Origin of the sequence: Brevibacillus porteri, assembly GCF_003013475.1 — a bacterium.
Taxonomy (GTDB): Bacteria; Bacillota; Bacilli; order Brevibacillales; family Brevibacillaceae; genus Brevibacillus; species Brevibacillus porteri.
The window spans coordinates 1-26011 of sequence record NZ_PXZO01000033.1; the positions used below are offsets into that span (position 1 = coordinate 1).

The 26011-nt window shown below is 48.6% G+C and carries 23 protein-coding genes; 2 read left to right on the forward strand and 21 right to left on the reverse strand.

Features of this window, described 5'->3' with window-relative positions; translation table 11 throughout:
* Nucleotides 1-373: 373 nt before the first annotated feature.
* From C7R92_RS17315 to uvrB, 15 genes are all read right to left on the reverse strand, one after another.
* On the reverse strand, nucleotides 374-940 hold the full coding sequence (locus C7R92_RS17315; RefSeq protein WP_106835103.1) for a GNAT family N-acetyltransferase: 567 nt from the start codon (nucleotides 938-940) through the stop codon (nucleotides 374-376).
* A 159-nt stretch (nucleotides 941-1099) separates the two neighbouring features.
* The gene (gene hisIE, locus C7R92_RS17320; protein ID WP_106835104.1) at nucleotides 1100-1744 is read right to left on the reverse strand and encodes a bifunctional phosphoribosyl-AMP cyclohydrolase/phosphoribosyl-ATP diphosphatase HisIE; all 645 of its coding nucleotides are present in this window, start codon (nucleotides 1742-1744) and stop codon (nucleotides 1100-1102) included.
* A complete protein-coding gene (hisF, locus tag C7R92_RS17325) occupies nucleotides 1741-2499 on the reverse strand; it encodes an imidazole glycerol phosphate synthase subunit HisF (protein ID WP_106835105.1) in 759 nt (252 codons plus the stop codon). Before hisF ends, hisIE begins: the two co-directional genes overlap by 4 nt.
* Nucleotides 2489-3238 (reverse strand): 1-(5-phosphoribosyl)-5-[(5-phosphoribosylamino)methylideneamino]imidazole-4-carboxamide isomerase, encoded by a 750-nt coding sequence (gene hisA, locus C7R92_RS17330; protein WP_106835106.1) that lies wholly within the window; start codon nucleotides 3236-3238, stop codon nucleotides 2489-2491. Before hisA ends, hisF begins: the two co-directional genes overlap by 11 nt.
* On the reverse strand, nucleotides 3235-3849 hold the full coding sequence (gene hisH, locus C7R92_RS17335) for an imidazole glycerol phosphate synthase subunit HisH (RefSeq protein WP_106835107.1): 615 nt from the start codon (nucleotides 3847-3849) through the stop codon (nucleotides 3235-3237). The genes hisA and hisH overlap by 4 nt, the downstream gene beginning before the upstream one ends.
* Before the next feature lies 1 nt (nucleotide 3850).
* Nucleotides 3851-4450, reverse strand: coding sequence for an imidazoleglycerol-phosphate dehydratase HisB (gene hisB / locus C7R92_RS17340; protein ID WP_106835108.1), 600 nt, complete (start codon nucleotides 4448-4450; stop codon nucleotides 3851-3853).
* Nucleotides 4447-5745 (reverse strand): histidinol dehydrogenase, encoded by a 1299-nt coding sequence (gene hisD / locus C7R92_RS17345; protein ID WP_106835109.1) that lies wholly within the window; start codon nucleotides 5743-5745, stop codon nucleotides 4447-4449. Before hisD ends, hisB begins: the two co-directional genes overlap by 4 nt.
* A 19-nt stretch (nucleotides 5746-5764) precedes the next feature.
* Nucleotides 5765-6412, reverse strand: coding sequence for an ATP phosphoribosyltransferase (gene hisG, locus C7R92_RS17350; protein ID WP_106835110.1), 648 nt, complete (start codon nucleotides 6410-6412; stop codon nucleotides 5765-5767).
* Between the two features lie 3 nt (nucleotides 6413-6415).
* Entirely contained in the window at nucleotides 6416-7591 is a 1176-nt protein-coding gene (locus C7R92_RS17355; RefSeq protein WP_106835111.1) for an ATP phosphoribosyltransferase regulatory subunit, read from the reverse strand.
* 182 nt (nucleotides 7592-7773) lie between these two features.
* Complete coding sequence (locus C7R92_RS17360; RefSeq protein WP_106835112.1) at nucleotides 7774-8277, reverse strand: acyltransferase; 504 nt, start codon at nucleotides 8275-8277, stop codon at nucleotides 7774-7776.
* A gap of 15 nt (nucleotides 8278-8292) precedes the next feature.
* Nucleotides 8293-9228: an HPr(Ser) kinase/phosphatase gene (gene hprK / locus C7R92_RS17365; RefSeq protein ID WP_017252231.1), complete on the reverse strand. Its 936-nt coding sequence runs from the start codon at nucleotides 9226-9228 to the stop codon at nucleotides 8293-8295.
* Nucleotides 9229-9383: 155 nt separating this feature from the next.
* Nucleotides 9384-9752, reverse strand: a complete 369-nt coding sequence (locus C7R92_RS17370) for a phage holin family protein (RefSeq protein ID WP_106835113.1) — start codon at nucleotides 9750-9752, stop codon at nucleotides 9384-9386.
* A gap of 39 nt (nucleotides 9753-9791) precedes the next feature.
* Entirely contained in the window at nucleotides 9792-10421 is a 630-nt protein-coding gene (locus tag C7R92_RS17375; protein WP_106835114.1) for an HD domain-containing protein, read from the reverse strand.
* Nucleotides 10422-10486: 65 nt separating this feature from the next.
* Nucleotides 10487-13354 carry an excinuclease ABC subunit UvrA gene (gene uvrA, locus C7R92_RS17380; protein ID WP_017252234.1) on the reverse strand — a complete coding sequence of 956 codons (2868 nt, stop codon included), beginning with the start codon at nucleotides 13352-13354 and terminating at the stop codon, nucleotides 10487-10489.
* A gap of 15 nt (nucleotides 13355-13369) precedes the next feature.
* Nucleotides 13370-15346 (reverse strand): excinuclease ABC subunit UvrB, encoded by a 1977-nt coding sequence (gene uvrB, locus C7R92_RS17385; protein ID WP_017252235.1) that lies wholly within the window; start codon nucleotides 15344-15346, stop codon nucleotides 13370-13372.
* 180 nt (nucleotides 15347-15526) lie between these two features.
* On the opposite strand from uvrB, the gene C7R92_RS17390 reads away from it, so the two are divergent.
* Nucleotides 15527-16459, forward strand: coding sequence for a flagellar hook assembly protein FlgD (locus C7R92_RS17390; protein ID WP_106835115.1), 933 nt, complete (start codon nucleotides 15527-15529; stop codon nucleotides 16457-16459).
* Nucleotides 16460-16523: 64 nt separating this feature from the next.
* Here the strand turns inward: C7R92_RS17390 and C7R92_RS17395 are convergent, their stop codons facing one another.
* The 6 genes from C7R92_RS17395 to ftsE form a co-directional block, all read right to left on the reverse strand.
* The gene (locus C7R92_RS17395) at nucleotides 16524-18230 is read right to left on the reverse strand and encodes a hypothetical protein (RefSeq protein ID WP_106835178.1); all 1707 of its coding nucleotides are present in this window, start codon (nucleotides 18228-18230) and stop codon (nucleotides 16524-16526) included.
* A 121-nt stretch (nucleotides 18231-18351) separates the two neighbouring features.
* Nucleotides 18352-19713 carry a PDZ domain-containing protein gene (locus tag C7R92_RS17405; protein WP_106835116.1) on the reverse strand — a complete coding sequence of 454 codons (1362 nt, stop codon included), beginning with the start codon at nucleotides 19711-19713 and terminating at the stop codon, nucleotides 18352-18354.
* Between the two features lie 15 nt (nucleotides 19714-19728).
* On the reverse strand, nucleotides 19729-21198 hold the full coding sequence (locus tag C7R92_RS17410; RefSeq protein ID WP_106835117.1) for a S41 family peptidase: 1470 nt from the start codon (nucleotides 21196-21198) through the stop codon (nucleotides 19729-19731).
* A 92-nt stretch (nucleotides 21199-21290) separates the two neighbouring features.
* The gene (locus C7R92_RS17415; RefSeq protein ID WP_106835118.1) at nucleotides 21291-22493 is read right to left on the reverse strand and encodes a murein hydrolase activator EnvC family protein; all 1203 of its coding nucleotides are present in this window, start codon (nucleotides 22491-22493) and stop codon (nucleotides 21291-21293) included.
* Between the two features lie 27 nt (nucleotides 22494-22520).
* Nucleotides 22521-23417: a permease-like cell division protein FtsX gene (gene ftsX, locus C7R92_RS17420; RefSeq protein ID WP_069850785.1), complete on the reverse strand. Its 897-nt coding sequence runs from the start codon at nucleotides 23415-23417 to the stop codon at nucleotides 22521-22523.
* A complete protein-coding gene (gene ftsE, locus C7R92_RS17425; RefSeq protein WP_069850788.1) occupies nucleotides 23407-24093 on the reverse strand; it encodes a cell division ATP-binding protein FtsE in 687 nt (228 codons plus the stop codon). Before ftsE ends, ftsX begins: the two co-directional genes overlap by 11 nt.
* Nucleotides 24094-24422: 329 nt before the next feature.
* Between ftsE and C7R92_RS17430 the strand changes: the two genes are divergently transcribed.
* Nucleotides 24423-25580, forward strand: coding sequence for an iron-containing alcohol dehydrogenase (locus tag C7R92_RS17430; RefSeq protein WP_106835119.1), 1158 nt, complete (start codon nucleotides 24423-24425; stop codon nucleotides 25578-25580).
* Nucleotides 25581-26011 lie beyond the last annotated feature (431 nt).

Genomic DNA, 26011 nt, shown 5'->3' on the forward strand with positions numbered 1-26011 from the left:
TTTTCAAAGAGCATTTTTTGTCGAACGTTTTACATCTTATCACGTTCGTTATTTGCGAGTCAAGAAGTTTTTTATCGAATCTCGTTTTCTTTTCTCGTATTTTGTCGTCGTTCTTGGCGACAAGGAATAATCTATCACATATAAAATTCTAAATCAAGAGTGTTTTTAAAAGTTTTTTTACCGATAAACGCGCAACAGCTAAAATACCGCGATACGAAAGTGCTAACTTGCAGAAAATCCATCCCCAAAATGATAGAAGCAATCATCATAAACAGCAAAGTCATAAACAAGCTTCCCAAGCCCATCATTAAAATAATATTAGCCAGCTTCAAGCCTAATCATGAGTGCCTCATGAATTTTCGACAACAGGGACCTATTCCTTCGCTCGCTGATAAAACTCTTCGCGTAGTAGCCCCATCATAATGGTGTCATAATACTGCCCATCTACATATTCATTTTGGCGCAGTCGGCCTTCTATCACAAAGCCTGATTTTTCATAAGCGCGAATGGCACGCGTATTTCCGCTCCACGTATCCAGCTGCACCCGCTTCAAGTTCAGCTTGGAAAAGAGGAAGTCGAGCAGGAGGCGCAACGTATCTGTACCGTAGCCTTTGCTCCAATACTCTTTTGCCATGATCGCAATGCCAATTGTTGCGGCCCTCGTAATTGGATTCACATCTCGGTAATCACAATTTCCAATGTGCTCTCCGTCCAAGGTATAGACAGAGAATACAAACTCCTTTAATTTATCATCCAGCCGTGAAGCACGAACGTTTTCCTCATACATGGCTTTCAGTGAGTCGAGCGAAACATAACTATAGGTTACCAGACTTGAGCCCGCTGCCCATTTGACCGCTTCTTCATCGTTGCGCCAATGGAACAGTCTCTCCATATCCTCAGCAATAACTGGCCGTAATTCTACTAAATTCCCTTTGATCATTTGGTATCCTACCCTTCGATTGGTGTTTGAAAATGGAGTCTTTTTGGTTTGAAGTGAACTTGAATTTATTCACGGTCACCACACCTTTCGCAGTAAGATACCGATTATTCTAACAAAAAAACCACACCCTGGAAACAGAGGTGGTTATTACTATATTTGTTAACGACGCCTCTGAAGCTCCGTCAGCACTTCATCCAGCGGCAGCTTTTGCTCCCGTAACAAAACCATTAAGTGAAAGATCAGATCAGAAGCCTCATACCGCAGCTCCTCACGACTTCGATTTTTCGCTGCAATAATGACCTCGGCAGCCTCTTCCCCGACCTTTTTCAGGATTTTGTCTACGCCTTTTTCGAACAAGTAGGTGGTATAGGAGCCTTCCGGACGCTCTGCCTCCCGCGCAGCAATCAGTTCTTCGAGCTCACCCAAGATTGCAAACCGATCTGCTTGTACCGGCTCCTCATCTGTATCGGTGAGAACTTCTTGCGAGAAACAGCTGTAAACTCCCGTATGGCAAGCAGGCCCGTTCGGTTCGACCATCACAACCAGTGCATCTCCGTCGCAATCATACCGCATAGAGACGATCTTCTGCGTATGACCCGAGGTCTCACCCTTGTGCCACAATTGTTGTCGGGAACGGCTCCAAAACCATGTTTCTTTGGTCTCTAATGACTTTTGTAGCGACTCTTCATTCATATAGGCAAGCGTCAAGACTGTCTTGCTTCCGGCATCCTGCACGATGACAGGAAGCAAACCCTTTTCGTCAAAACGCAATTTTTCCACTGCAAATGCTTCTGCTCCTGTCATGGTCGTACGACAACTCCTTTGGTTTGCAAATACTCTTTGACCGAGTGAATCGACGTTTCGTCATAGTGAAAAATGGAAGCGGCCAGCGCGGCATCTGCCTTTCCTTGCGTCAGGACATCGTAAAAATGCTCCCTTGAGCCCGCTCCACCAGAAGCAATGACCGGAATTCCGACCGCTTCTGATACCCGCTTGGTCAATTCGAGTCCAAAGCCTTTCTTTTCTCCATCGTCGTCCATGCTTGTCAAAAGGATTTCGCCCGCTCCGAGCGCCTCTGCCTCCTGCGCCCAACGGATGACGTCTCTCCCCGTCGCATTCCGTCCACCGTGGGTATACACTTCCCAGCGATCTTCCCCGACACTTCTCGCGTCGATCGCTACGACGATACATTGTGATCCGAAGACTGTCGCTCCCTCGCGGATCAATTCTGGACGCAAAACAGCCGCTGTATTCAACGAGATTTTGTCCGCACCCGCACGCAATATCCTTTTCATATCGTCGACGCTGTTAATGCCTCCACCAACCGTGAAAGGAATCGTAATGTTTGCAGCCGTTTTTTCGATGACATCCACCATCGTCTTGCGCCCTTCGTGGGACGCAGAAATATCGAGAAAGATCAACTCGTCTGCTCTCTCTTCGCTATACTTTTTTGCCAGTTCAACCGGGTCTCCTGCATCGCGAAGTCCGACAAACTGCACGCCTTTTACCACCCGTCCGTCTTTTACATCGAGGCACGGGATGATTCGTTTAGTCAGCATGCGATTCACGCCCCTCCATACGCTGGAGCGCTTCTTCCAATGTAAAAGCGTCCGTGTAGAGTGCTTTGCCAACAATGGCGCCAGAGACTCCGTTCGAAGCATGGGCAGCCAGCGTCAACAAGTCGTCCAGTTGGCTGACGCCTCCCGAGGCGATCACCGATTTACCTGTAGCCATCGCCAATGCTGCAATTTCTTCTACATTGGGTCCTGTCATCGTGCCATCACGGGCGATATCGGTGTAAATAAACGTCTCGGCACCGTACGTAACCAACCGCTTGGCAAGCACTGTCGCTTGCACATCTGTCGTGGTCAACCAACCTCTGGTAGCCACCAGCCCATTCCGGCAGTCCAGACCAATTGCGATTTTGTCCCCATAGTTTTGAAGAATTCGCTTCGTAAAAGGCTCGTCTTCGATTGCAGCAGTCCCGACGATCACTCGCGCGACACCTGATTCCAAATAGTCCGCAATCTGCTCTTCTGTTCGAATGCCGCCCCCAACCTGCACGGGTACAGGGATCGAGCGCGCTATCTCTTTGATGAGCGCTGCATTTGCAGGCTTGCCTTCCTTTGCCCCATCCAAATCTACGAGATGAACCCAGGACGCCCCTTGTTCTACCCAGCGCTTCGCCATCGCGAGCGGCGAATCAGCGTACACTGTCTCTTGCCCGTAATCTCCTTGGAAAAGTCGAACACACTTGCCCCCGCGAATATCGATCGCCGGATAAACGATAAAGCTCATGTCAAAACCCCCTCGCATTGAACGGCAAAGTTACGCAGCAGTAGCATTCCTGTCTCTCCGCTCTTTTCCGGGTGAAACTGCATACCATATACGTTGTCACGATTCACAATGGCCGTGACCTCCTGGTGATAGTCACTCGTCGCAAGCAAGACATCAGACTGGCACAGGACATGATACGAATGGACAAAATAAACGTAATCGCCATCCTGCACACCGTTTAGTAACGGTTGCTTTTGCTTTATCATCAGTTGGTTCCAGCCCATGTGCGGTACCTTGTAATCCCCGCGAAAACGAACGACCTCACCACCGAGCAGTCCCAAGCCCGTATGCTCGCCATGCTCCGCACTTTTCTCAAATAAGAGCTGCATACCGAGACAAATGCCCAAGATTGGACGACCTGTTGCTACGTATCCCTTGATCGCTTGCTCTAATCCAAGCTCACGTATGTTGGCGATAGCATCCCCGAACGCCCCGACTCCTGGCAAAATCAACCCGCTATATTGTTGTAGACGCTCTGCTTGAGAGACGAACTCGTACGAATAGCCCAGCCTTTCCAACGCCTTGCTCAAGCTGTACAAATTCCCCATGCCGTAATCGATGATGCCGATCATGTTACAAAACCCCTTTTGTTGACGGGACCCCTTTTACACGCGGATCGATCGTCGTCGCTTCATCCAGTGCACGGCCCAGCGCTTTGAAAATCGCCTCGATCATGTGATGCGTATTGTGACCGTAGTGCAGGATCACATGCAGATTGATCCGCGCCTCCAGTGCGAGCTTCCATAAAAATTCGTGTACCAGCTCCGTCGGAAACTGACCAACCATATTCGTAGGGTACGTAGCGCGATATTCCAGATGAGGACGGTTGCTGATGTCAATGACGACCTGCGCTAGCGCGTCATCCATCGGGACAAACGCATTTCCATAACGCTTGATGCCTTTCTTATCTCCCAACGCTTCCCGCAGAGCATGCCCAAGACAAATCCCGATATCCTCCACCGTATGGTGATAGTCGATTTCGATATCTCCCTTTGCCTTGACAGTCAGGTCAAAATGTCCGTGTCGGGCAAACAGGTCTAGCATGTGATCCAGAAATGGAACACCCGAATTTTGCTTGCTCTCACCCGCGCCGTCTACAGCAAAGGAAAGCGCGATCTGCGTCTCATTCGTATTGCGTTCGATCTGTGCTGCACGTTGTTTCCCTTCACTCATCTCTTTTCACTCTCCTGCTCTTCGGTCTCAAAATCTCGCAATCGCGCAAGGATAGCTCGACCGTGCCCAGACAATCCTTCCTGCTCTGCCAGTGCCACAATTTTATGTCCATTGTCTCGCAAATCTCGCTTGCTATAGGAAACAACACTCGACTTCTTGATAAAATCATCGACGGATAATGGCGAGGAGAATCGCGCCGTTCCATTCGTAGGAATCACATGATTGGTACCAGCAAAATAATCGCCGACTGGCTCTGAGCTGTATGGGCCGAGGAAAATCGCACCTGCATTTTCCACTTTTCCGAGATGCTCAAACGGCTCCGCCATCATGATTTCCAAATGCTCGGGTGCGATACGGTTGATAACGGCAAACCCTTCGTCCAAATCGTCGACGAGTAAAATAGCGCCGTAGTCGCGTATCGCCGCTTCCGCAATCGATTTGCGTGGAAGATCGGCAAGCTGTCGCTCGATTTCCTGTGACACCTGCTCCGCCAACGATTTTGATGTCGTAACCAATATAGCGGCTGACATCGGATCATGCTCAGCTTGAGACAGCAGGTCTGCCGCAACGTATTGCGGGTTGGCCGTTTCATCTGCGATCACCGCAATTTCACTTGGCCCTGCCACCATGTCGATACTGACCAATCCGAATACTTCTCGCTTTGCCAGTGCCACAAAAATATTGCCAGGCCCGACGATTTTATCAACCGCCTTGATTTGCTCCGTTCCGTAGGTCAGTGCCGCGATTGCCTGTGCCCCACCTACCTTGTATATCTCGGTCACACCTGCGATTTGAGCCGCAACGAGTATCGCAGGGTTGATTTTCCCATCCGCTCCTGGTGGTGTCGTAATCACGACTTCTGGAACACCTGCTATTTTCGCAGGGATGGCATTCATCAATACGCTGGAAGGATAAGCTGCCGTTCCACCTGGCACATACAATCCAGCGCGCTGCAACGGACGTATCAGTTGGCCCAGCAATGTGCCACTCTCTTTGGTGGTAAACCAGGACTGACGCACTTGCCGCTCGTGGAACGCCCGAATATTTTCGGCTGCTTCCTTCAATGCTGCCTTTACTTGTGGAGAAACAAGCTCACTTGCTTCTGCAAATTCGCTTTCGCTCACACGGAAGTTTTGTAGAAGCACACGATCAAATCGTTCCGTGTAATAGCGCAGCGCTTCGTCCCCTTGCTGGCGAACCGAGGTGAGGATCGCCTTCACCGCTTCTTGCTGTTCTCTCGTCCCTGCGTCTACCGATCGTTTCCCGTCATACTGGCTGGCTGACATGATACGCATGGCTGTCTCCCCTTTTTCTCTAGTTCCCGCGAGGAACGACCTCTAAAAATTTTCCAGCAATCTCATCCACCGCTTCACTTTTCATCCGATAGCTGGCTCGATTGGCAATCAGCCTCGTCGTAATTTCACAAATACTCTCCAGTTCGACCAAGCCATTTTCCCGCAATGTCCTACCTGTTGAGACAATATCCACAATACGATCAGCCAGTCCAATCATCGGTGCAAGCTCTACGGAACCATTCAGCTTGATAACCTCAACCTGCTGTCCCTGCTCACGAAAATAACGTGACGCAATCTTCGGATATTTCGTCGCAACACGCAGCGCTTCCGTCGGTTTCCAATCTGATAGACCCGCTACCATCATGCGACAATAGCCGATATGCAAATCCAACAGCTCGTAAACATCTCGTTCTTCTTCCAATAAAACATCCTTGCCAACCACGCCAACGTCAGCCACCCCATACTCGACATAAGTAGGAACATCGGTAGGCTTCGCCATAATGAATTCGAGCTTGGCATTTTTCACAGGAATGATCAGTTTACGAGAATCTTGTAGATCCGCAGTAACCTGCAAACCAGCCTGCTGGAGGAAGTGGACGGCCTCTTCAAAAATCCGCCCTTTTGGCATGGCGATCGTCAGCTTTTGGTCGTTTTTCGTAAGTGCCATCTCCTAATCCCCCTGTTGTGTTATGCAAATGACCTTGGTAAATCCCGCTTCTTGGCCAACCTGTTTATCATCTATTTTGGAGACGAGACGTGTCACCACTACGAGCCCGTCCTCACGCAATTGCTGTGCCTCTGCCAAAGCGGCACGACGGCAATCCTCCGTGTAAACAAGCAACACGCGAGCATGTGTTTGCCTTTTTACGAAAGGAGTGACCTGGAGCAGCCGATCCATCTTGATCGCAAAGCCTGTGGCGGATGCAGCACGCCCAAATTGAAAGAGCAATTGATCGTAGCGTCCTCCACCCAATAGTGGGGAGCCCAAGTCCGCAGCGTACCCTTCGAAAACAACGCCTGTATAGTAGTTCAAATTGATGATCAGATTGAAATCAATCAACAAATCTTCGGTCACTCCGTATGCTTCTAACGACTCCCACAAGGAAGCAATCGTCTCGACTGCCCTCCCTGCCTTTCCCTTGCCTGCCAGTTCGCGGGCGACCTCAATCTTCCCTTTTCCCCCTTGCAGGCGCAATAAGGATTCCAATCGGCTTTTTGCCTCCGTAGGGATGTCTACTGTCGCGAGTAGCTGCCGGAAGCCAACGAAGTCCCGTTCGTACAAAAACTGTCGGAATTGATTGCGAATAGGCTCATCCTCAATCTCTTCCTCCAAAAGACCGTCTACGAAATCGACATGCCCAATGGCAATGCGGAATGTTTCCACACCCGCTGCCCGCAAGCAAAACACAGCAAGCGCAATGGCTTCTGCATCCGCATCGACAGACGCATCTCCGATTAGCTCGATCCCGGTTTGAGAAAACTCTGCATTCCGTCCCGCTTCCTTTTCTTGTGCCCGAAACACATTTGCCTGGTAATACAACCGAATTGGCAATGCAACATCTTTATAAAGGGAGGAAACAACCCTTGCAATTGGCGTTGTCATATCCGGACGCAGGACTACGGTGTGGCCTTGTTTATCCAGGAGGCGAAACATCCGGTCTGTTAGTGTCGCACTTGCTGCTCCTACTGTATCGAAGTATTCCAGAGAGGGTGTGGATATTTCGTCATAGCCCCATCTCTCGATACACCGCCTCAGCTCCCGCTCCAAGTGCCGTTGTTTCGCCAGTGATTCCGGCAGTATGTCCCGCATCCCGAGCGGCTTTTCGAATCCCAACGGCTTTGCCATCTTTGTTCCCTCCATTGCATTCGCTTTACTCTGCTAATATGGTAACAAACTAAAGTGTTATGAAGAAGATTACCACGACGAGAATCTTAGGTCAACCAAGATAAGAATAGTCGGAAAATTTAACACAAAACAAAAAAACCGCCAGGATAAGCACCTGACGGCTGAACACAATGGAAGAGACGCTACATAACTTCTTCCTCAGAAGCTTTCATTCGAATAAGCTGCATGGGGTTCCCACCTACAAAGGCGCCAGACGGGACATCTTTATGAACAACCGTTCCCGCTGCGACAATGGCCCCTTTGCCAATCGTTACTCCAGGCAAAATGGTAGTGTTGGCCCCCACTAGGACAGCATCCTCAATAATCACTTCTCCCAAACGGTATTCATCTATTAAATATTCATGCGCAAGTATGGTCGTATTGTACCCGATCACGCAATTACGACCGATCTTGATTTTCTCCGGAAACATGATATCCATCATTACCATCAGCGCAACCGCACTATGCTGGCCTACTTCCATACGCAAAAATGTGCGATACATCCAGTTCTTCCACGAAACAATCGGCGTATATCTGGAGAGTTGGATGACGATGAAATTTTTCATGACTTTCCAGAAGCTTACCGTTCGATACATGTGCCAAAGCGGATTTACCCCATTTACGGGATAACGTGTTGTCTTCCTCATATGCGTCTCTTTCTCCTACAAGTCAGAATCGGCATCTTCTAAAATGGCATTCGACTGTTTGCGTGTGAAGTGCATTGCTGCGTTGTAACCCATCCGTTTCAGACGGAAGTTCATCGCTGCAACCTCAATGATGACTGCCAAGTTTCGTCCTGGTCGAACAGGAACGGTAATAATCGGAATTTCGGTATCCATGATCTTCAATGTTTCCTCATCGAGCCCCAACCGCTCGTACATTTTATGTGGCTCCCACAGCTCTAGTTGAACAACCATCTCGATGTTTTTCACATTGCGCACGGCACCAGCACCAAACATCGTCATAATGTTGATAATCCCCACACCGCGGATTTCCAAGAGATGCTGAATCAGCTCAGGAGCGCTACCACTTAGCTGCCCGCCCTGTGTCTGCTTAATCTCCACTGCGTCATCTGCTACGAGTCGGTGTCCGCGCTTTACAAGCTCAAGTGCAGCCTCACTCTTCCCGATCCCGCTCGATCCCATAATCAAAACGCCGACGCCATAAATGTCTGTGAGTACCCCATGAATCGTCGTCGTTGGTGCAAGACGATTCTCCAGGAAGTTGGTCACTTTCCCGACTAGCGTCGTCGTTGCCAGCGGGGACTGAAGTACAGGTACCCCCAACCGATTGGAAACGTTAATCATCTCTTCAGGCACCATCTGATTACGGGTCACACAGAAGCAAGGAACCTGACTTTGCATGAGAAAATTCATCCGTTCCAGCCGTTCCTCTGGGGTCAGCGTCTGAAAAAAGTTGATTTCCGTCAAGCCGAACAATTGAATTCGCTCTTCCACAAAGTACGAATAGTAACCGGCTAACTGCAGGCCGGGACGACTCAAATCCGTTACGGTAATCTCACGCCCCAAGCCCTCTTCCCCGCTCAAGATCGTCATATTGAAATGGTCCACTAGATGGCTCACATTCGTCTTACGCATGAAGCTTCCCCCTCACATGGGATTTTCCGTCCCTATGGTTGTGTCTCTATTGTATCGAAACCTCTGTACTTACGACAACCTAATAAGACCGAGCATCCTTATTAGGCAAAAACCCCGCGACTCGTTTGAGAGAATACGGGGCTTTTTCGAACATACTATCTCTTTTCTCTTTTCATCCCTACCACAACTTCAATGAGGTAGCCAAAAATACTCATCAGTGCTGCTGCTACGATGACAGTCCCAATGTTGTCAGGCCATGGCCCTACTTCAAATCCATCAATAAAGTAGGCTGTCAACCCAAACGTCACAGCATTAATGACAAACCAGAACAAACCGATCGTCAATACTTGCAAGGGAAAAGTAAAAAACAGGAGAATCGGCCGAATCACTGTGTTTACCATCCCCAATATCAACGTAGCCCATAGTGCTACTGTGAAATTCGCGACATGAATGGAGTGGAACCACTTGCTGATCAGAAGTAGCGCAGCCCCATTTAAAAGCATTTTGATTATCCAGCGGCTCATGGTGCATTCCCCCTATACAGTCTTGCCTTCGCGCAACGATTAACGAATCCCCGTTACTTCCCATTCCCATTGCTCAAAAAACGTTGTCATGAATCGATGCCTGTCTTCGGCGATTTTCTGGGCAGTCTTGGTGAAAAGCTTGTCTTTGATGCGCTGCAGCTTCCAAGTGTATTCCTTATACGGTGTATGCTGATTGGGATCATCCGATTGTATGGGTTGCCCAATAACCCCAGTATAAGCAAAAACCCGAGCCACTCCAATAGCCCCAATCGAATCCAGCTTGTCGGCATCAAACAGGACCTTTTCTTCCAAAGTATGTGGAGGCCGTTCTTTGCGAAAACGATGGGCGAGAATTACAGACTGTACGCGTGAGATAAATACTTCCGTCATACTGCGTTCGGAGAGCCATACCCCTGCTAGTCTTGCACTGATTTCGGCATGGCACTCACCTGTTTGCCGTTCTTCTGCTCTCCCGATGTCATGCAGCAAAGCAGCGAGGCGCAGCACTTCCATATCTGCCCCTTCCTCACGACCAATCCGCTCACACATTGCCATCACACGCAAATTATGCTGCCAATCGTGTGCAGGATCTTGTCCATCAAAGCGCTTCTGTGCTTCTGCCACCAGATCGGCAGGTAGTGCGGCAAGAGAATCCTTCACGTAGTCCATCTCTTCCTCCCCTTTACGTCCACCTAGAAAAGATGCCCCCCTGGATCAGGGAGGCTATCTCTTGATTACTTCGAAACGAATTGCTCTAGCTTGGCATTCGTCCGTTCTCTATCTCGTTCCAAGATCGGCTTCAAATAGATACCCGTATAAGAGCCTTCTAGTTTGGCCACTTCTTCAGGTGTGCCCGTTCCGATAATCTCTCCACCTCGAGTACCGCCTTCTGGTCCTAAATCCACGATGTAGTCAACCGTTTTGATCACGTCGAGATTGTGCTCGATGACAAGAACCGTCTCACCGTTTTCCACCAATCGTTGCAGTACCTTCAACAAACGATCAATGTCATCTGTATGCAGACCCGTTGTCGGTTCATCCAGGATGTAAAGCGTACGTCCTGTACTGCGGCGATACAGTTCAGAAGCGAGCTTGACGCGTTGCGCTTCCCCGCCAGAGAGCGTCGTAGCAGGCTGCCCAAGCTTTACGTATCCTAGCCCTACATCTACAATCGTCTGTAGTTTGCGCTCAATCTTTGGCAGGTTGCGGAAAAACTCTACGCCATCCTCAATGGTCATTTCCAGCACATCTGCAATGTTCTTGCCTTTGTATTTTACATCGAGCGTCTCGCGATTGTAGCGTTTGCCATGACAAACTTCGCAAGGCACATACACATCCGGCAAAAAGTGCATCTCGATTTTAATGATCCCGTCACCACTGCACGCTTCACAACGGCCGCCCTTGACGTTAAAGCTGAAGCGACCTTTTTTATAGCCGCGCACTTTGGCTTCGTTGGTGGAAGCAAAAAGGTCGCGAATATCATCAAAGACACCTGTATATGTCGCCGGATTGGAACGCGGTGTACGTCCAATTGGAGATTGGTCGATGTCGATCACCTTATCCAGATGCTCGAGTCCCAGGATGCGTCGATGCTCCCCTGGCTTCACCTTTGCCTTATTCAAATCGCGAGCCAGTGTCTTTTGCAAAATTTCATTGATCAATGTACTTTTTCCTGAACCAGATACACCTGTTACGGCAACAAAAACGCCTAAAGGAAGCTTCGCAGTGACGTTTTTCAGGTTGTTTTCCTTCGCACCCTCAATCTTGATCCATTTGTCCGAAGGCTTGCGACGCTCCATCGGAACAGGGATGAATTTGCGCCCACTCAAATAGGCACCAGTCAAGGAGTTAGGGTCCTTCATGACTTCATCCGGTGTTCCTGCCGCGACAATTTGACCGCCATGTATGCCGGCGCCCGGTCCAATATCAATAATATAATCGCAAGCCATCATCGTATCTTCGTCATGCTCGACGACGATCAATGTATTCCCCAGCTTGGTCATATGCTCCAGCGTCTTGATCAGACGCGCGTTATCCCGCTGATGTAGTCCGATACTCGGCTCATCCAAAATGTAGAGAACGCCCATCAGACTAGAACCGATCTGCGTAGCCAGTCGAATCCGCTGCGCTTCTCCCCCGGACAATGTTCCCGCCGCACGGCTCAGCGTCAAGTAATCCAGTCCGACATCAATCAAGAAGTTCAGTCGCGCCTTAATTTCTTTTACGATCAGGTTCGCGATCTTCGTTTCCCGCTCTGTCAGTTCCAGCCCACCGACAAACTGATGCGCATCGAGAATCGACAGCGTAGTCAGCTCAGAAATGCTGCGCTCCCCGACCTTTACCGCCAAGCTCTCCTGACGCAAACGTTGGCCTTTGCAGACAGGACACGCCTTTTGGCTCATGAAGCCTTCGATTTGTTCACGGATGTAATCTGAGCTCGTCTCCAGATGACGTCGTTGCAGATTAATGACGACACCCTCGAACGGTACGACCGCCTCACGCACTTGCCCGAACTCGTTCTCATAGCGGAAGTGAATTTTTTCGCCTTCACTGCCGTACATCAAGATTTGTCGGTGCGCTGCCGTAAGCTCCTCGTATGGCACATCCATCCGAATGTTAAAGTGGCGGCAAGCTGATTCCAACAATTGTTGATAGTAAGTAGAAGTCTTCGGCTCCCATGCGCCAATCGCCCCATCATCGAGCGTCTTCGTCGCATCGGGAACGACCATATCCGGGTCTACCTCCAACTTGACACCCAGTCCATCACACTCCGAACAAGCACCAAACGGGCTGTTAAAGGAGAAAATCCGCGGCTCCAGCTCCCCGATGGAGAATCCACATATCGCGCAAGCATGCTTTTCACTGAACAGCAGCTCTTCTTGCTCCATTACATCGACGATGACCTTGCCATCTGCTAAACGAAGTGCCGTTTCCAAGGAGTCTGCGAGACGCGCCTGTACATCCGGCTTCACGACGATCCGGTCAACGACAACCTCAATATTATGCTTCTTGTTCTTTTCCAGCTTGATGTCTTCGGACAGATCGGTAATTTCACCATTGACCCGCACGCGGACGAAACCTTGCTTGCGGATGTCCTCGAGCAGCTTGACGTGCTCTCCCTTGCGTCCTTGTACCATAGGCGCGAGAATCTGCATTTTCGTGCGCTCAGGATACTCCAATAGTCGATCGACCATTTGTTCAATGGTCTGAGATTGGATCTCGATGCCATGCTCCGGGCAAACCGCTCTCCCAACACGCGCATACAAAAGGCGCAAATAGTCGTAGATTTCCGTAACCGTACCTACCGTGGAGCGAGGGTTGCGGCTCGTTGTTTTCTGGTCAATCGAGATCGCAGGGGAAAGTCCCTCAATCGAATCCACGTCCGGCTTGTCCATCTGCCCAAGAAATTGACGGGCGTATGCAGACAGAGACTCGACATAGCGTCGTTGTCCCTCCGCGTAAATCGTGTCAAAAGCAAGCGAGGACTTACCCGAGCCAGACAAACCCGTCAGAACGACGAATTTGTCCCTCGGAATGACTACATCAATATTTTTCAGATTGTGGGCACGTGCACCCTTTACGACAATATGTTCTAATGGCATGAAAAAAACCTCTCCTTAGAGTTCCGCCTTCAGCTCAAGAATCAAATCACGCAATTCGGCCGCACGCTCGAACATGAGGTTGCGTGCCGCTTCCTTCATTTCTTCTTCCATACGTTCTATAACAGCCACGCGATCCTTCTTCGGCATTTTCTTAAAGTCTGCATGTGGCAAGTAATCTGCTTTTTCCTCCGCGACCTTGGTCGCCTCGATCACTTCGCGGACGGACTTTTTCACGGTTTGCGGCGTGATGCCGTGTTCTTCATTGTAAGCCATCTGAATGGAACGACGACGTTCTGTCTCTCGAATCGCAGAGGTCATCGAATCTGTCATTTTGTCCGCGTACATGATAACGCGTCCCTCTGAGTTCCGCGCAGCCCGACCAATCGTCTGAATCAGCGAACGCTCATTGCGCAGGAAGCCTTCCTTGTCTGCATCCAAAATCGCCACAAGCGATACTTCCGGCAAGTCCAAGCCTTCCCGCAAGAGGTTGATTCCGACTAGCACGTCAAACTCACCCAAGCGCAATGAACGTAATATCTGCATCCGCTCAATCGTTTTAATATCCGAGTGAAGATAGCGGACCTTGATTCCGATTTCTTTCAGATAGTCCGTCAAATCCTCAGACATTTTCTTCGTCAGAGTCGTGACGAGAATCCGCTCATTTTTCGCAATCGTGGCTTGGATTTCGCCAATCAAATCGTCAATCTGTCCCTTGATCGGACGTACCGTAACCGTTGGGTCAATCAAGCCTGTCGGACGAATCACCTGCTGCACCATTTCTGGGCTGTGCTCCAGCTCATAAGGGCCAGGTGTAGCTGAAATGTAAATCGCTTGTTTCAGCTTTCCTTCAAACTCCTCGAACTTGAGTGGGCGGTTATCGCGTGCAGAGGGCAGACGGAATCCGTGATCGACCAGTACATCCTTCCGTGCGCGGTCACCGTTATACATCCCCCGAACCTGCGGCAAGGTCATATGCGACTCATCCATCATGACGATAAAATCTTCTGGGAAGTAATCCAACAAGGTATACGGAGCATGCCCGGCAGGCAGTCCTGTCAGATGGCGCGAGTAGTTTTCAATACCGGAGCAAAAGCCCATCTCCATCATCATCTCAATATCATACCGTGTACGTTGCTCCAGTCTCTGTGCTTCCAAGAGTTTTCCCGCATCACGGAATTCTTTCAGTCTTTCTTCCAGCTCGGCCTCGATGCTTTGGACAGCCAGCTTCATTTTCTCCTCGCGCGTCACATAGTGAGATTTAGGGAAGATGGCAATGTGATCACGCTGTCCCAAAATCTCGCCGGTCAGTACGTCAATCGAAGTAATCCGCTCTATTTCATCTCCAAAAAACTCAACGCGAATCGCCTGCTCACTCTCTGAGGCAGGAAAAATCTCCACGACGTCACCCCGCACACGGAACGTACCGCGCGTGAAGTTGATGTCGTTGCGTGTGTACTGGATATCGACCAGACGATGCAAAATCTCGTCCCGTCCTGTTTCCATGCCAACACGTAAAGACAAGAGCAGCTCCCGATACTCTTCAGGAGAACCCAATCCGTAAATGCAGGAGACGGAGGCAACAATGATGACATCTCGGCGTTCAAACAAGGCACTCGTAGCCGAGTGACGGAGCTTGTCGATCTCGTCGTTAATGCTCGAGTCTTTTTCAATAAACGTATCCGATTGGGGAATGTATGCTTCGGGTTGATAGTAATCGTAGTAGCTGACGAAGTATTCCACCGCGTTGTTCGGGAAAAACTCCTTAAACTCTGCACAAAGCTGAGCGGCAAGAGTTTTGTTGTGTGCCATCACGAGTGTTGGTCTGTTCACCTGAGCAATTACCTGGGCAGCCGTAAAAGTCTTTCCCGTTCCCGTCGCCCCCAGCAATGTCTGGTGTCGCTTGCCAGCTTGTAACCCTGCCACCAGCTCGGCAATGGCGGTCGGCTGGTCACCGGACGGTTGAAACTCCGATACCAATTCAAAACGCTCCATTCCCTCGTTCATCTCCTCATAGCATGACTGTTTCTACTTCCATTATAACACAATTTCTGCTAGTTTAAGCCCAAAATTCGAACAAACGTTTGTCTTCATCTTTCCACCGATTTTTCCGATATAAGATGAAGGAAGTGCAAACATGCACAGATAGACTCGCCACCTTCAGGGAGGATTGACATGTCAGATACCGGAACAACCGTTAAAAATAACCCATATATACAACCCCATATGAGCTATAAAGGCAAAAAAGAATTCACCACCGAGCTCGACCAAAATGCCTTTATGAAGCTCATGCTCGAGCAGTTAAAGCATCAAGACCCTATGTCCCCAATGGACAACTCTCAGTTCATCCAGCAAACAAGTATGCTGACCATGGTAGAAAAAATCACAAAAATGACCACGCTGATGGAGCAATCGAACAACAGCATGGTCACTTTGGAGAAGTATGAAAAGCTGGTAGGTCGTACTGCTTCGTATTCCCTTACTACAAAAGACGAGATGACGGGAGAAACTAAGACGGAGAAGAAAGAAGGCGTACTTGATGCCGTATACATGGATCAAGGCAAAATCTACTTCCGTATCGCAGGCGAATCGACACCGATTCCGCTGGCAGACGTCTCCGGATTGGAATCGCAAGGTCTGGCCGGCAATACGCTCGACAACAGCGTGAAGTACATGGAAATGATCGGTCGTGAGATTTCCTATAAAGTAACCAAGGAAGTCGACCGGGATGGCAATCCAGATACCAAAAACGACGTTTCCAAGGTTGATGAAATCTTGAATGGCGTCATCACTGGCTTTACCACCAAAAACGGTACCGCACAATTCCAACTGGATAATGGATCAACCGTAAAAGCCGAAGAAATCGTAGGCATGACGGTGAAACCTGAAAACAGAACAATGGGCAACTCCCTTGCCTATGCGCAAATGATCGGCTACAACATCACGTACAATCAGTCTCAGACGAATCCGGACGGTACCACTACCAATACGCCTCTTACAGGCGTGGTCAAAGCTGTCAGCATGAAAAACGGAGTAGTCGAATTCGTCCTCAAGGATGATAAGAAAGTCGCTCTCAACCAAATCACGGGATTCGAAGCAACTGCCTAGAATCGTATACAAAAAGCCGCAACTCTTCGAAATCGAAGAAGGCGGCTTTTTCTTATACAGGGTCCTATTCGTTTACGATCACTTTTCCGGTTATCGCATCCACATAAAATGTATCATCTACTTTAAATTCTCCCCCACAGAAGCAATGCGAGCGAGTCTGACGAAACGAAAGGTCATAGCCGAGCTTCCATGTAATCGTGTCTTTCTCGTAATCCGACTGGTGGATGTAGGTCAGCTCAAGTGGAAAGGTTTGCAGTAAACGGGTCATGGCCACTTGTTCTTTAAGTGCTTGGGAATGGGCCGGGTATTTGACACTGGCCGGTTTGTTTATGCTTACCTGTTCCCATGCACCCGTCCATGAATCGATCCGAATCGTATACATCCCTTCCTCCACACTCTGATTGATCCCATAAACCGGAATGCCGTTCACGAGAGGATCAGCTACGATCGAGGTGTACCTTTTATTTCCATCCTCTGTTATTTGGATTTGATTGCTTCCAGACGGAGTCAGTCTTTTCAAAAGCTTATCCGCTTCTATTCGATCTCGCTTCTTATCCGTTTTCACATTAGACCATTGCGGATTGTTCACCCTCGTAGAAAATTCAAGCAGTTCACCAGTCTTTGCATCCGTCACGAGAAGATGATGCTGCTCGCCGTTACTGCTTCCCTCGGGAAAGGTAGCCATTCGTGATATCTTGTCGGCATCGGGAACCCCCTCACCAAAATTTCCCCATATGAAATAACGAAGGGCTGGACCATCATCGTAATTCGCCTCGTAGATGGATAGCGGCAGCTTTTCTGTTTCGATTCGAAACAACATGCGTAACAATTCACGCGCTTGCGACTCTGTTTGCGCTACCCACTTCTCACCTGTTCCTGTCACATTGATGGTCTGAGACGGGTTTGTCCCTCGGGTCTTCTTTGTTACTAATCGTTTGCCACTAAAGGCATCCAATGCACTACCTGTATGTTGCTGCGTTATAATTCCATTTTTCAGGACATAAGCGAGCTTTGCTTCTACCTGATCGCTTTGCTTATGAATGGGCAATAAATAAACAAGTTCCAATGGACGGCTTTCTTGCCACTTTCGTACAGCTTGTTCGGAAGAGATGACGCGCTGTGGAGATGGGAGTGAAGAGGGACTTACTTTTTCGTATAGCCTGCCATCAAACGTGGAAAACCAAACAATTCTTCCCGATGCATCAAAACTGACGAGACAATCATAATCGTCATCGAGCACAACATTATTCAGGACTCGCACCAGTCGAACCGTCAATAAGTCTTCTTTTTTAAAAACCGCTCTCGCTTGATAGGCGTTACCTGTACCTGTTCCCTGCAAACCAGCGACAAAAGCCAGCGCACGTGTTTTGGCCTGCTGCTCAGTCGGGTAGGCAGGCTTTGTTGCTATTTTCGGAGTAAGATTCAGTCTGAGCAACTCCCCTGTCTGTCCGTCAAAAATCGCATCATCCATGGACGATTCGGCCTCAGCAGCAGACTGTGCAAACGTTACTACCACCCCGCTAACACCAGGTCCATCCACATCGCCACCGTAAACGACATAGCGCGAAGACAGCTCCGGTAAAAGCTTGACTAGCTTTTGGACACCTTTCGTCACGTGCATCGGGACAGCCACAACCGATTGAGCCTGCGCTACGGTCACAGGAATCGTTGCTCCTACTCCTGATAAGGGGGAGGCAAAAATTGTGGCTGCAGCTAATGTACCCGACAAAAACCACGAGACCGTTCTTTTCACTTTGAACACCGAACCCACTCCCTCTTTTTTCCTTCTACATTGAGACGCAACTGCCACCAGTAAGTTTCCGAATGGACAAGCTTTTCTAGAAAAAAAGAAGGTATGCATTTTTGACTGCATACCTTCTCCCCAACTATCCTTATGCTCCTACATTCAGCTTCTCCAGCTTTTGCTTGATCAGCTCGACTACACTGGCGCGTTTCAAATCAACAAATGCACGGGTATTTGCATCCGGAACCACAATGATCCCCAATTGGTGATGATTACCCGCATAGACTGCACACTGTACGAACTTCAGCTCGCCTTCACGCGTGAGTACTTCCATTTTGCAAAAGGCAGGATTGGCTTGTAGTGCTGGATACAAATCTTCTTTTTCCCGCACCAAAATGCCATTTACTTTCACGATAATCTCACCGGGCGTGATGCCGATTTCCTCTGCTCTCGTCCCTGGAATGACACCCATTACTTTTACACCACGCGAAGACTGGATGAAATAAGGCGAACGCTTTCTTTCTTGATACTGACTCCAGAAAAACAACGCCTCATGACCGAATAGTGCGAAGATCGCGGCCAGCAAGATCAACGGATAAAACCATACAGCCAGAGCACATAACCCCAACAAACCAATCGCATACAGCATCAAATTTTTCGCAACCTGCGTTGCTTTTCTATAAGGTGTCATCGTTTGCGTCATATCGGAGAACCCCGTCACCGTCGGCAAAAGCATCAGTCCGAATGAAGCGGCTTCCGGCGAAAAGAACGGCCACCCCGGATACAATGCACCACTGATAGCACCTGGCTCCATCTGTACGAACAGCACGGCTGGCGTCAGCCAAAAAGAATGAAGCAAATAGGCACCGACAATCCGACCACGCTGCCCTTCCACGAATAGCGGAGAAGCGTCCCGCCCACCATTCCAGCGTACGAGCATCGCTTCAATCAGATGCATGACCGCAACTAACGCAAGCAACGGCAAAGGTTTCGCCTGACGTATTATTTCCCAGACATAGCTCAATCCAGGAACATCCGTAACCGGTGGAATGACCTGTGTGATCGCGTGTAAAATCGCCAAAATCCCTGCAGCATATGCGAAACAGAGAAACCGTAAACGAATCAGCGCCAAGATGAGCGCCAATCCCCATAGTATCCACAAATCCTGTGCTTGCACGACCACGCCGAGTCCTGCACTAAGAAGAGAAATAAGCAAGCCTCCCACCAAGCCCATCCCTACAGCCCGTATCGTCGAGAGCAAGGGGGACTGAATGCGTGCAGAAAAAAGCTGTCTTTCCAGGTTCATCTGTCTGCGATAATGCAAATAAATAAACACCAGAAAGAGATAGAAGACAGGATTGATAAAAAATGCGGCAAAGCCATATGCAATGGTAAGCATATCTGCCTGTATCGCCAATTGCCTCACCTCAATTAAAAGAAAGAAAAACCACGGCATTTGATTTGCCGTGGTTATCATTTCTACGGAAAGCAGGGAATTACCTGCTTCCATTTTCTTGATTATTCATTACTTACCCGTGACTACATCCAGCGCTTTTTGCAATTGCAGGTCATTTTCTGGCTTCGTCATCGTTTTACGGAGACTTTCTTCCAGCGAAGAGCGTGTCTTCGCGTCTACTTTGCCAGTTACCTCAAGTTTGTTGGAGGTTTGGAACTGCTTGATTACTTCCTCTGTCTTTTCATCAAAATAGCCATCTTCTCGTCCTGGGGACAGATTCAAGCCCTTCAGGATGAGCTGCAGGTTTTTCACGTCAGTGCCAGCCATATCGCGCTGCAATACTTTATCTGCCGGCAACAGGGTTGCGTTGAAATAGTCTGGTTGCTTGACTGCAAAGTCTGGTGTAATGCCTTTTTTATGGACCCATTCGCCCTTCGGCGTGACCCACTTGGCAATCGTCAGCTTCAATTGGCTCTTGTCGTTCATTTCCATTGTACTCTGAACGGTTCCCTTACCAAAGGTCTTCTCGCCGACCAGCTTGTAGTTGCCGCTATCCCGCATGGCACCTGCCAGAATCTCCGAAGCACTGGCGCTTCCGCCATTAATCAGTACCGAGATTGGATAAGACTTAGCAGCTTCTGTTGTCGAGAAATATTCTTCTTTTTGCTGTCCGCCATTTCCATACTCGATTTGCACGATCTTGCCTTTATTCGGTACGAGGATTTCTCCGATTTCTTTCACAGCCAGCAAATACCCGCCCGGATTGCCTCGAACGTCAATGACCAAACCGCCAATCCCCTTCTGCTCGAGAGCAGCCAGCTGTTCTTTGAAGTGCTTAGCTGTGTCTGTAGAGAATTGGGTAATGTTGATTACGCCTACTTTAACACCATTCTTCTCGAGGATCTGACTGTTTACCGTCTCAATCGGAATATCATCCCGCACACACACGATGGTAAGAGGCTCTGGCACTCCGGCTCTCACTACTTTGAGAACCGCCTTTGTACCTTTAGGCCCGCGAATCTTCGTCACTGCCTGATGCAGGTCCAATCCTTCAAGAGATTCATCATTTACACTCAAAATTTGGTCGTTTGGTCGCAGCCCTGCACGCTCCGCTGGAGAGTTTTTGAATGGTGAAACAACCGTTACCCGACCATTTTGCATCGTAACTTCTGTCCCGATCCCTTGGAAAGTCGAGTGTAGGGTAGATGTGAACTCCTCAGCAGAACGAGGGTCCATGTAATCACTGTACGGATCTTCGAGCGACCCGACCATTCCGCCAATTGCACCTTCTACTAATTGCTCATTGGTGACATTTTGGATGTAATCTTTCTTGATCGTGGAAAACGCCTCGTACAACTTCTGGAACTCTTTCGGATAATCTCCACTCCCAGAAAACAGCGCCATGCTGGATGCTGTTAAGGCCCCACCTTGACTTGAACTGGCGCTAGCCGATGTCTTCATGATCGCCATCGTAATAAAACTGCTGGCTACCATCGAGATGAGTACAAGCGCGATTACGGTACGTCCTTTCCATCTCACTGTTACGTCACCATCCTTTGTGCTACCGGAAAAAGATATGCTGCTAGTTTATGCATGTTCCGTTAACAATATTTGTCTGGTCGCACGAGGGTCTACTTCAAGTATGGCATCGGGTTGACCTCAACATCGTTTTTATAGACGGTAAAATGCACGTGATTCCCAGTTGAGCGACCGGTAGAGCCTACCTCCGCTATCTTTTGGCCCCTCGATACGGACTGGCCAGCAGACACCTTGATACCGCCCTCGCGAATATGACCGTACAGAGTGGTAAATTCTGCGTTATGCTTGATCATTACAGTATTCCCGTAGCCGTTGGAATATCCGGCATAGATCACTATTCCGTCAGCCGCAGCCATGATTGTGGTTCCTTTTCGTGCTGCCATATCTACACCATTATGCCCAGCAGATCTACCCGTAAACGGGTCCTTTCGTACACCGAAACCAGAAGTGAAGCGAAATTGACCACTCGCTACTGGTAAAGCAAACTTTCCGCCCTTGTAGGCTGTACTGGAGGAACTCATTGCTCGTACCCGCTCGGCGTATTTAGCTGATTCCATTTTAGTGATCGACAAAAGCTCCTGTCCATACTGAACAAAATCTTCTTGAAGGGCAGATTCTTTCTTTTCCAATTCAGCCTTGACCACCATACTTTGCTTGTACTGCTTGTCCAATTCGACTTTTAGATCCTCAGCCTCATCAAACATCCCGGCGTACACAGTCAGTTGATGATCAATTTCTTTCTTTTTGGTCTCGATCGTTTCCTTATCGCGAATGTTATCCTCTAAAATACGCGTGTCCTGTTCTAAAATAAGCTGCAGGGCCTGCATGCGCGTCAAAAAGTCCCCAAAGTCAGAGGAACCGAGAAGTACATCCAAATAAGAGATCGTACCGCGTTCATACATGGAAGTCACACGCGTTCTGAGCAAGGCATCCCTTTTGGCTACGCGGTCTTTTGCTTCATCCAACTGATCCTGAGCGTTTGCTGCTTTTTCCTTGGTATCATCCATTTGCTGCTCAAGCTTGTCCAGCTTTTTCTGTGTATCGTTGCGACGCAAATCAATTTGCATCAATTGCGTCTCCAAGCCTTTTTTCTCTTTTTGCACGACATTGATCTGTTCTTCGGTCTTCTTCATTTGCTGCTGCTGGCTTTTCTTCTTCTTTTGGATTTCTTTTAGCTCTCGATTAATCTTGTCCAAAGAGGCCTTACTAGGCGCTGCCAAGCTCACATTTGTCGGGAGCACAGTACCGACCACAAGCCCAGTGATTACGAGTGCTAGCAGGATTCTCTTTCTCATGTTACTCCTCCCACGCTCTTCAAATTATTAAACTCGCAAGAAGCGACGTACGGACACCAAACTTCCCCAAATCCCGATGAATGCACCAATCGCTAGCAAAGCCAGCGCCACTTGATACACGAGCGGGAATAGCGGCAACAGTTTAAACAGTTGGGAAGCTTCAAAGCTGGAGTGAATGGCATCCAGAAGATAGTAATATCCAACCGTTAACATAATGGTAGGAATCAATGCCCCTGCCACACCCATCAACAGCCCTTCCACAAAGAATGGCCAACGGATAAACCAGTTCGTGGCCCCAACCAACTTCATGATTTCAATCTCTCTGCGACGTGCCACAATCGTCAGCTTAATCGTGTTGGCAATCAAGAACATCGCTGTAAAGCCAAGTCCAATAATAAAGGCAATCCCGACATTACGAACTGCTCCTGTCAAGGAAAACAGCTTATCCACAGTGCCTTCCCCATAGGTTAGGCTTTTGACATACTGGAGATTTTTAATTTGAGCGGCAACAGCAGCAGTGTCTTGCGGTTGCTTCGTTTTTACGGTAAACGCATCCGGCAGTGGATTGCTCTCCTCCAAGCCTTCAAATAAGTATGCTTTTTCACCAAGGCTCTCTTTAAACTGCTTCAGACCCTCGTCTTTCGGTATAAATGAAACGGATTCCACTTGCGGAAGTTTCTTGATGTTGTTCTCAACCTGCGTGATGTTTTCTTTTGTCGCCAGCAAGTCTATGAAAACGCGAATTTCCACTTGTTTTTCGACGGATTGTGCAAAGTAATTGACGTTCATCGCCAACACGAGAAAAACTCCCAAAATAAACAGGGTAATGGTCACGGCACTAATAGAAGCGAACGACATCCAGCCGTTCCGCCCGAGGTTCTTGACCCCTTCACGGACATGGCGCCCCAGCGTCCTAATCTTCATAACCGTATTCCCCTCTCTGCTCATCACGGGCAATTTGGCCTGCTTCGATCGCAATCACCCGTTTTCTCATGGTGTTTACAATTTCTCTATTATGGGTAGCCATGACGACTGTCGTGCCACGCTGATTGATTTCTTCAAACAGCTTCATGATTTCCCATGAGGTCTCTGGGTCCAAGTTCCCCGTTGGTTCGTCCGCGATAATAATTCCCGGACTATTCACCAGTGCACGCGCTAAAGCAACACGCTGCTGCTCACCACCGGACAACTCGCTCGGCAGCATTTTTGCTTTATGCTTGAGCTTTACCAGTCCCAAAACATCCATCACGCGCGGCTTGATTTGTTTCGGATTACTCTCGATTACTTCCATCGCAAATGCGACGTTTTCGAAAACAGTCAATGTCGGCAGCAGCTTGAAGTCTTGGAACACAACACCGATACTGCGGCGGACTAATGGAATTTGACGCTCTTTGATTCTGCTGACATTGAAGCCACCCAAAAAGATTTGTCCTTTCGTCGGCTTCTCTTCACGGTACATTAATTTGATAAACGTAGATTTACCCGCTCCACTGGGGCCTACTACGTACACAAATTCACCCTTTTCGATTCGAATGTTGATACCTTTCAAAGCATTCGTACCATTCGGGTATGTTTTCCACACATCGAACATTTCGATCAAGCAAATCACATCCTACTTCGTCAGATCCTTCTTTATGTATCTTGATCCTGATTTTTTGTTAACGGTAAAATCGACAAAACCCCTCTACCCACCGCTGACATACCTTGTTGAAAAACAGCGGGATTTCCCATCCTATCCATTATACCACCACGATTCAAGGATGGTATCCACTAAATCTCTCATTTCTTGTCGAAACAGCTTCGAATGTTAACAACTGTCACGAATTAGGGAGAAAATAAGATTGCACATTCCCGCCTAGCTTCATGGAAAACAGTTGGCTACAATGAGTGTGACAAGCAAGTCATCATGTAAAAGGAGCTGGTTATACCGTGGAAAATTTTGTTTACCATAACCCGACACAGCTAATTTTTGGACGGGGTCAATTGGCCCAGCTCGAGGAAAAAGCAAGACAGCTAGGTCCCACTGTTCTTTTGGTATATGGTGGTGGCAGTATAAAGCGAACCGGTCTCTACGACAAAGTGATTTCTCTCCTCCAGTCTGCGGGCTGCCGCGTGCATGAGTTGGCAGGAGTGGAGCCAAATCCACGTCTGAGTACCGTGAACAAAGGAATTGAGCTATGCCGCCAAGAAGGCGTTAATTGGATACTCGCTGTTGGTGGAGGCAGTGTAATCGACGCGGCCAAAGCAGTCGCGATTGGTGTGCCTTACGAGGGAGATGTATGGGATTTTTATACGCGTAAAGCGGTCGCACAAAAGGCTCTGCCCCTCGGTACCGTACTGACACTTGCTGCTACTGGTTCTGAAATGAACCGGGGAAGTGTCGTCACCAACTGGGAGACACAAGAAAAGCATGGAGCTGGCACGACGTTTCCGGCGTTTTCGATTCTGGACCCTGCGCATACGTTTAGCGTACCTCGCGACCAAACAATCTACGGAATCAGCGACATTTTGTCCCATGTATTCGAGCAGTATTTCACGCATACAACCGAAATTCCATTGCAAACACGTTTTGCTGAGTCGATCATGAAGACCGTCATCGAAAATGCAGAGCGCGCCCTCACGAATCCGGAAGACTACGATGCTCGCGCCAACATCCTGTACTGCGGAACAATGGCATTGAACGGCACTCTACCGGTTGGCGTCACAACAGACTGGGCAACTCACTCTATTGAGCATGCTGTCAGTGCTGTTTACGACATCCCGCACGGTGGAGGTCTGGCGATCATCTTCCCGAAATGGATGCGCTATGTGTACCGTGATAACGTCGCTCGCTTCGTGCGCTTCGCAACAGAGGTATGGAATGTCGATCCTTCCGGCAAGACAGATGATGAGATCGCCCTGGAAGGAATTACTGCTACAGAAGCTTTCTTTGCCCGTATCGGTGCCCCGACCCGCTTGGCTGATTACGACATCACTGACGAGCACTTGCAACTGATGGCCGAAAAAGCCACTCCGTTTGGGCCGATCGGTACTTTTAAACAGCTTACAAGCAAAGATGTTCTACTGATTTTACAAAAAAGTTTGTAAGGAAGATTTTCTCAATTCTTGTAGTCTCCAAGGATCGTTTAACAAAGAAGAATAACCAGAGTGAATATCCCCTTAGATAATTTATAAAGAAACATTAAGTATACACCTTTCTTAGATGGCATGGTTGCACGACACTTCCATGACTCAATTTAAGAAAGGTGTTTTACTTCCTATCCATGGACTAGTCTCAAATGCCGAATCAATAAGGTATCAAGAAATCCCGCTTCAATGGGCCCTATATTGTAATCCGTCTCCTTGCTCATAGATTTGGATATTCGATCCAACAAACAAAAAACATTACCTATGAAACCACAAAAATGTACATAATAAAAATGGTTAATTTTACCAAATTGCACTTTACATGAAATTGATATAATGCTAATATTTGGATATTCCTGTTTTAAATGGAAAATTTTTAATTTTCGGAGGTA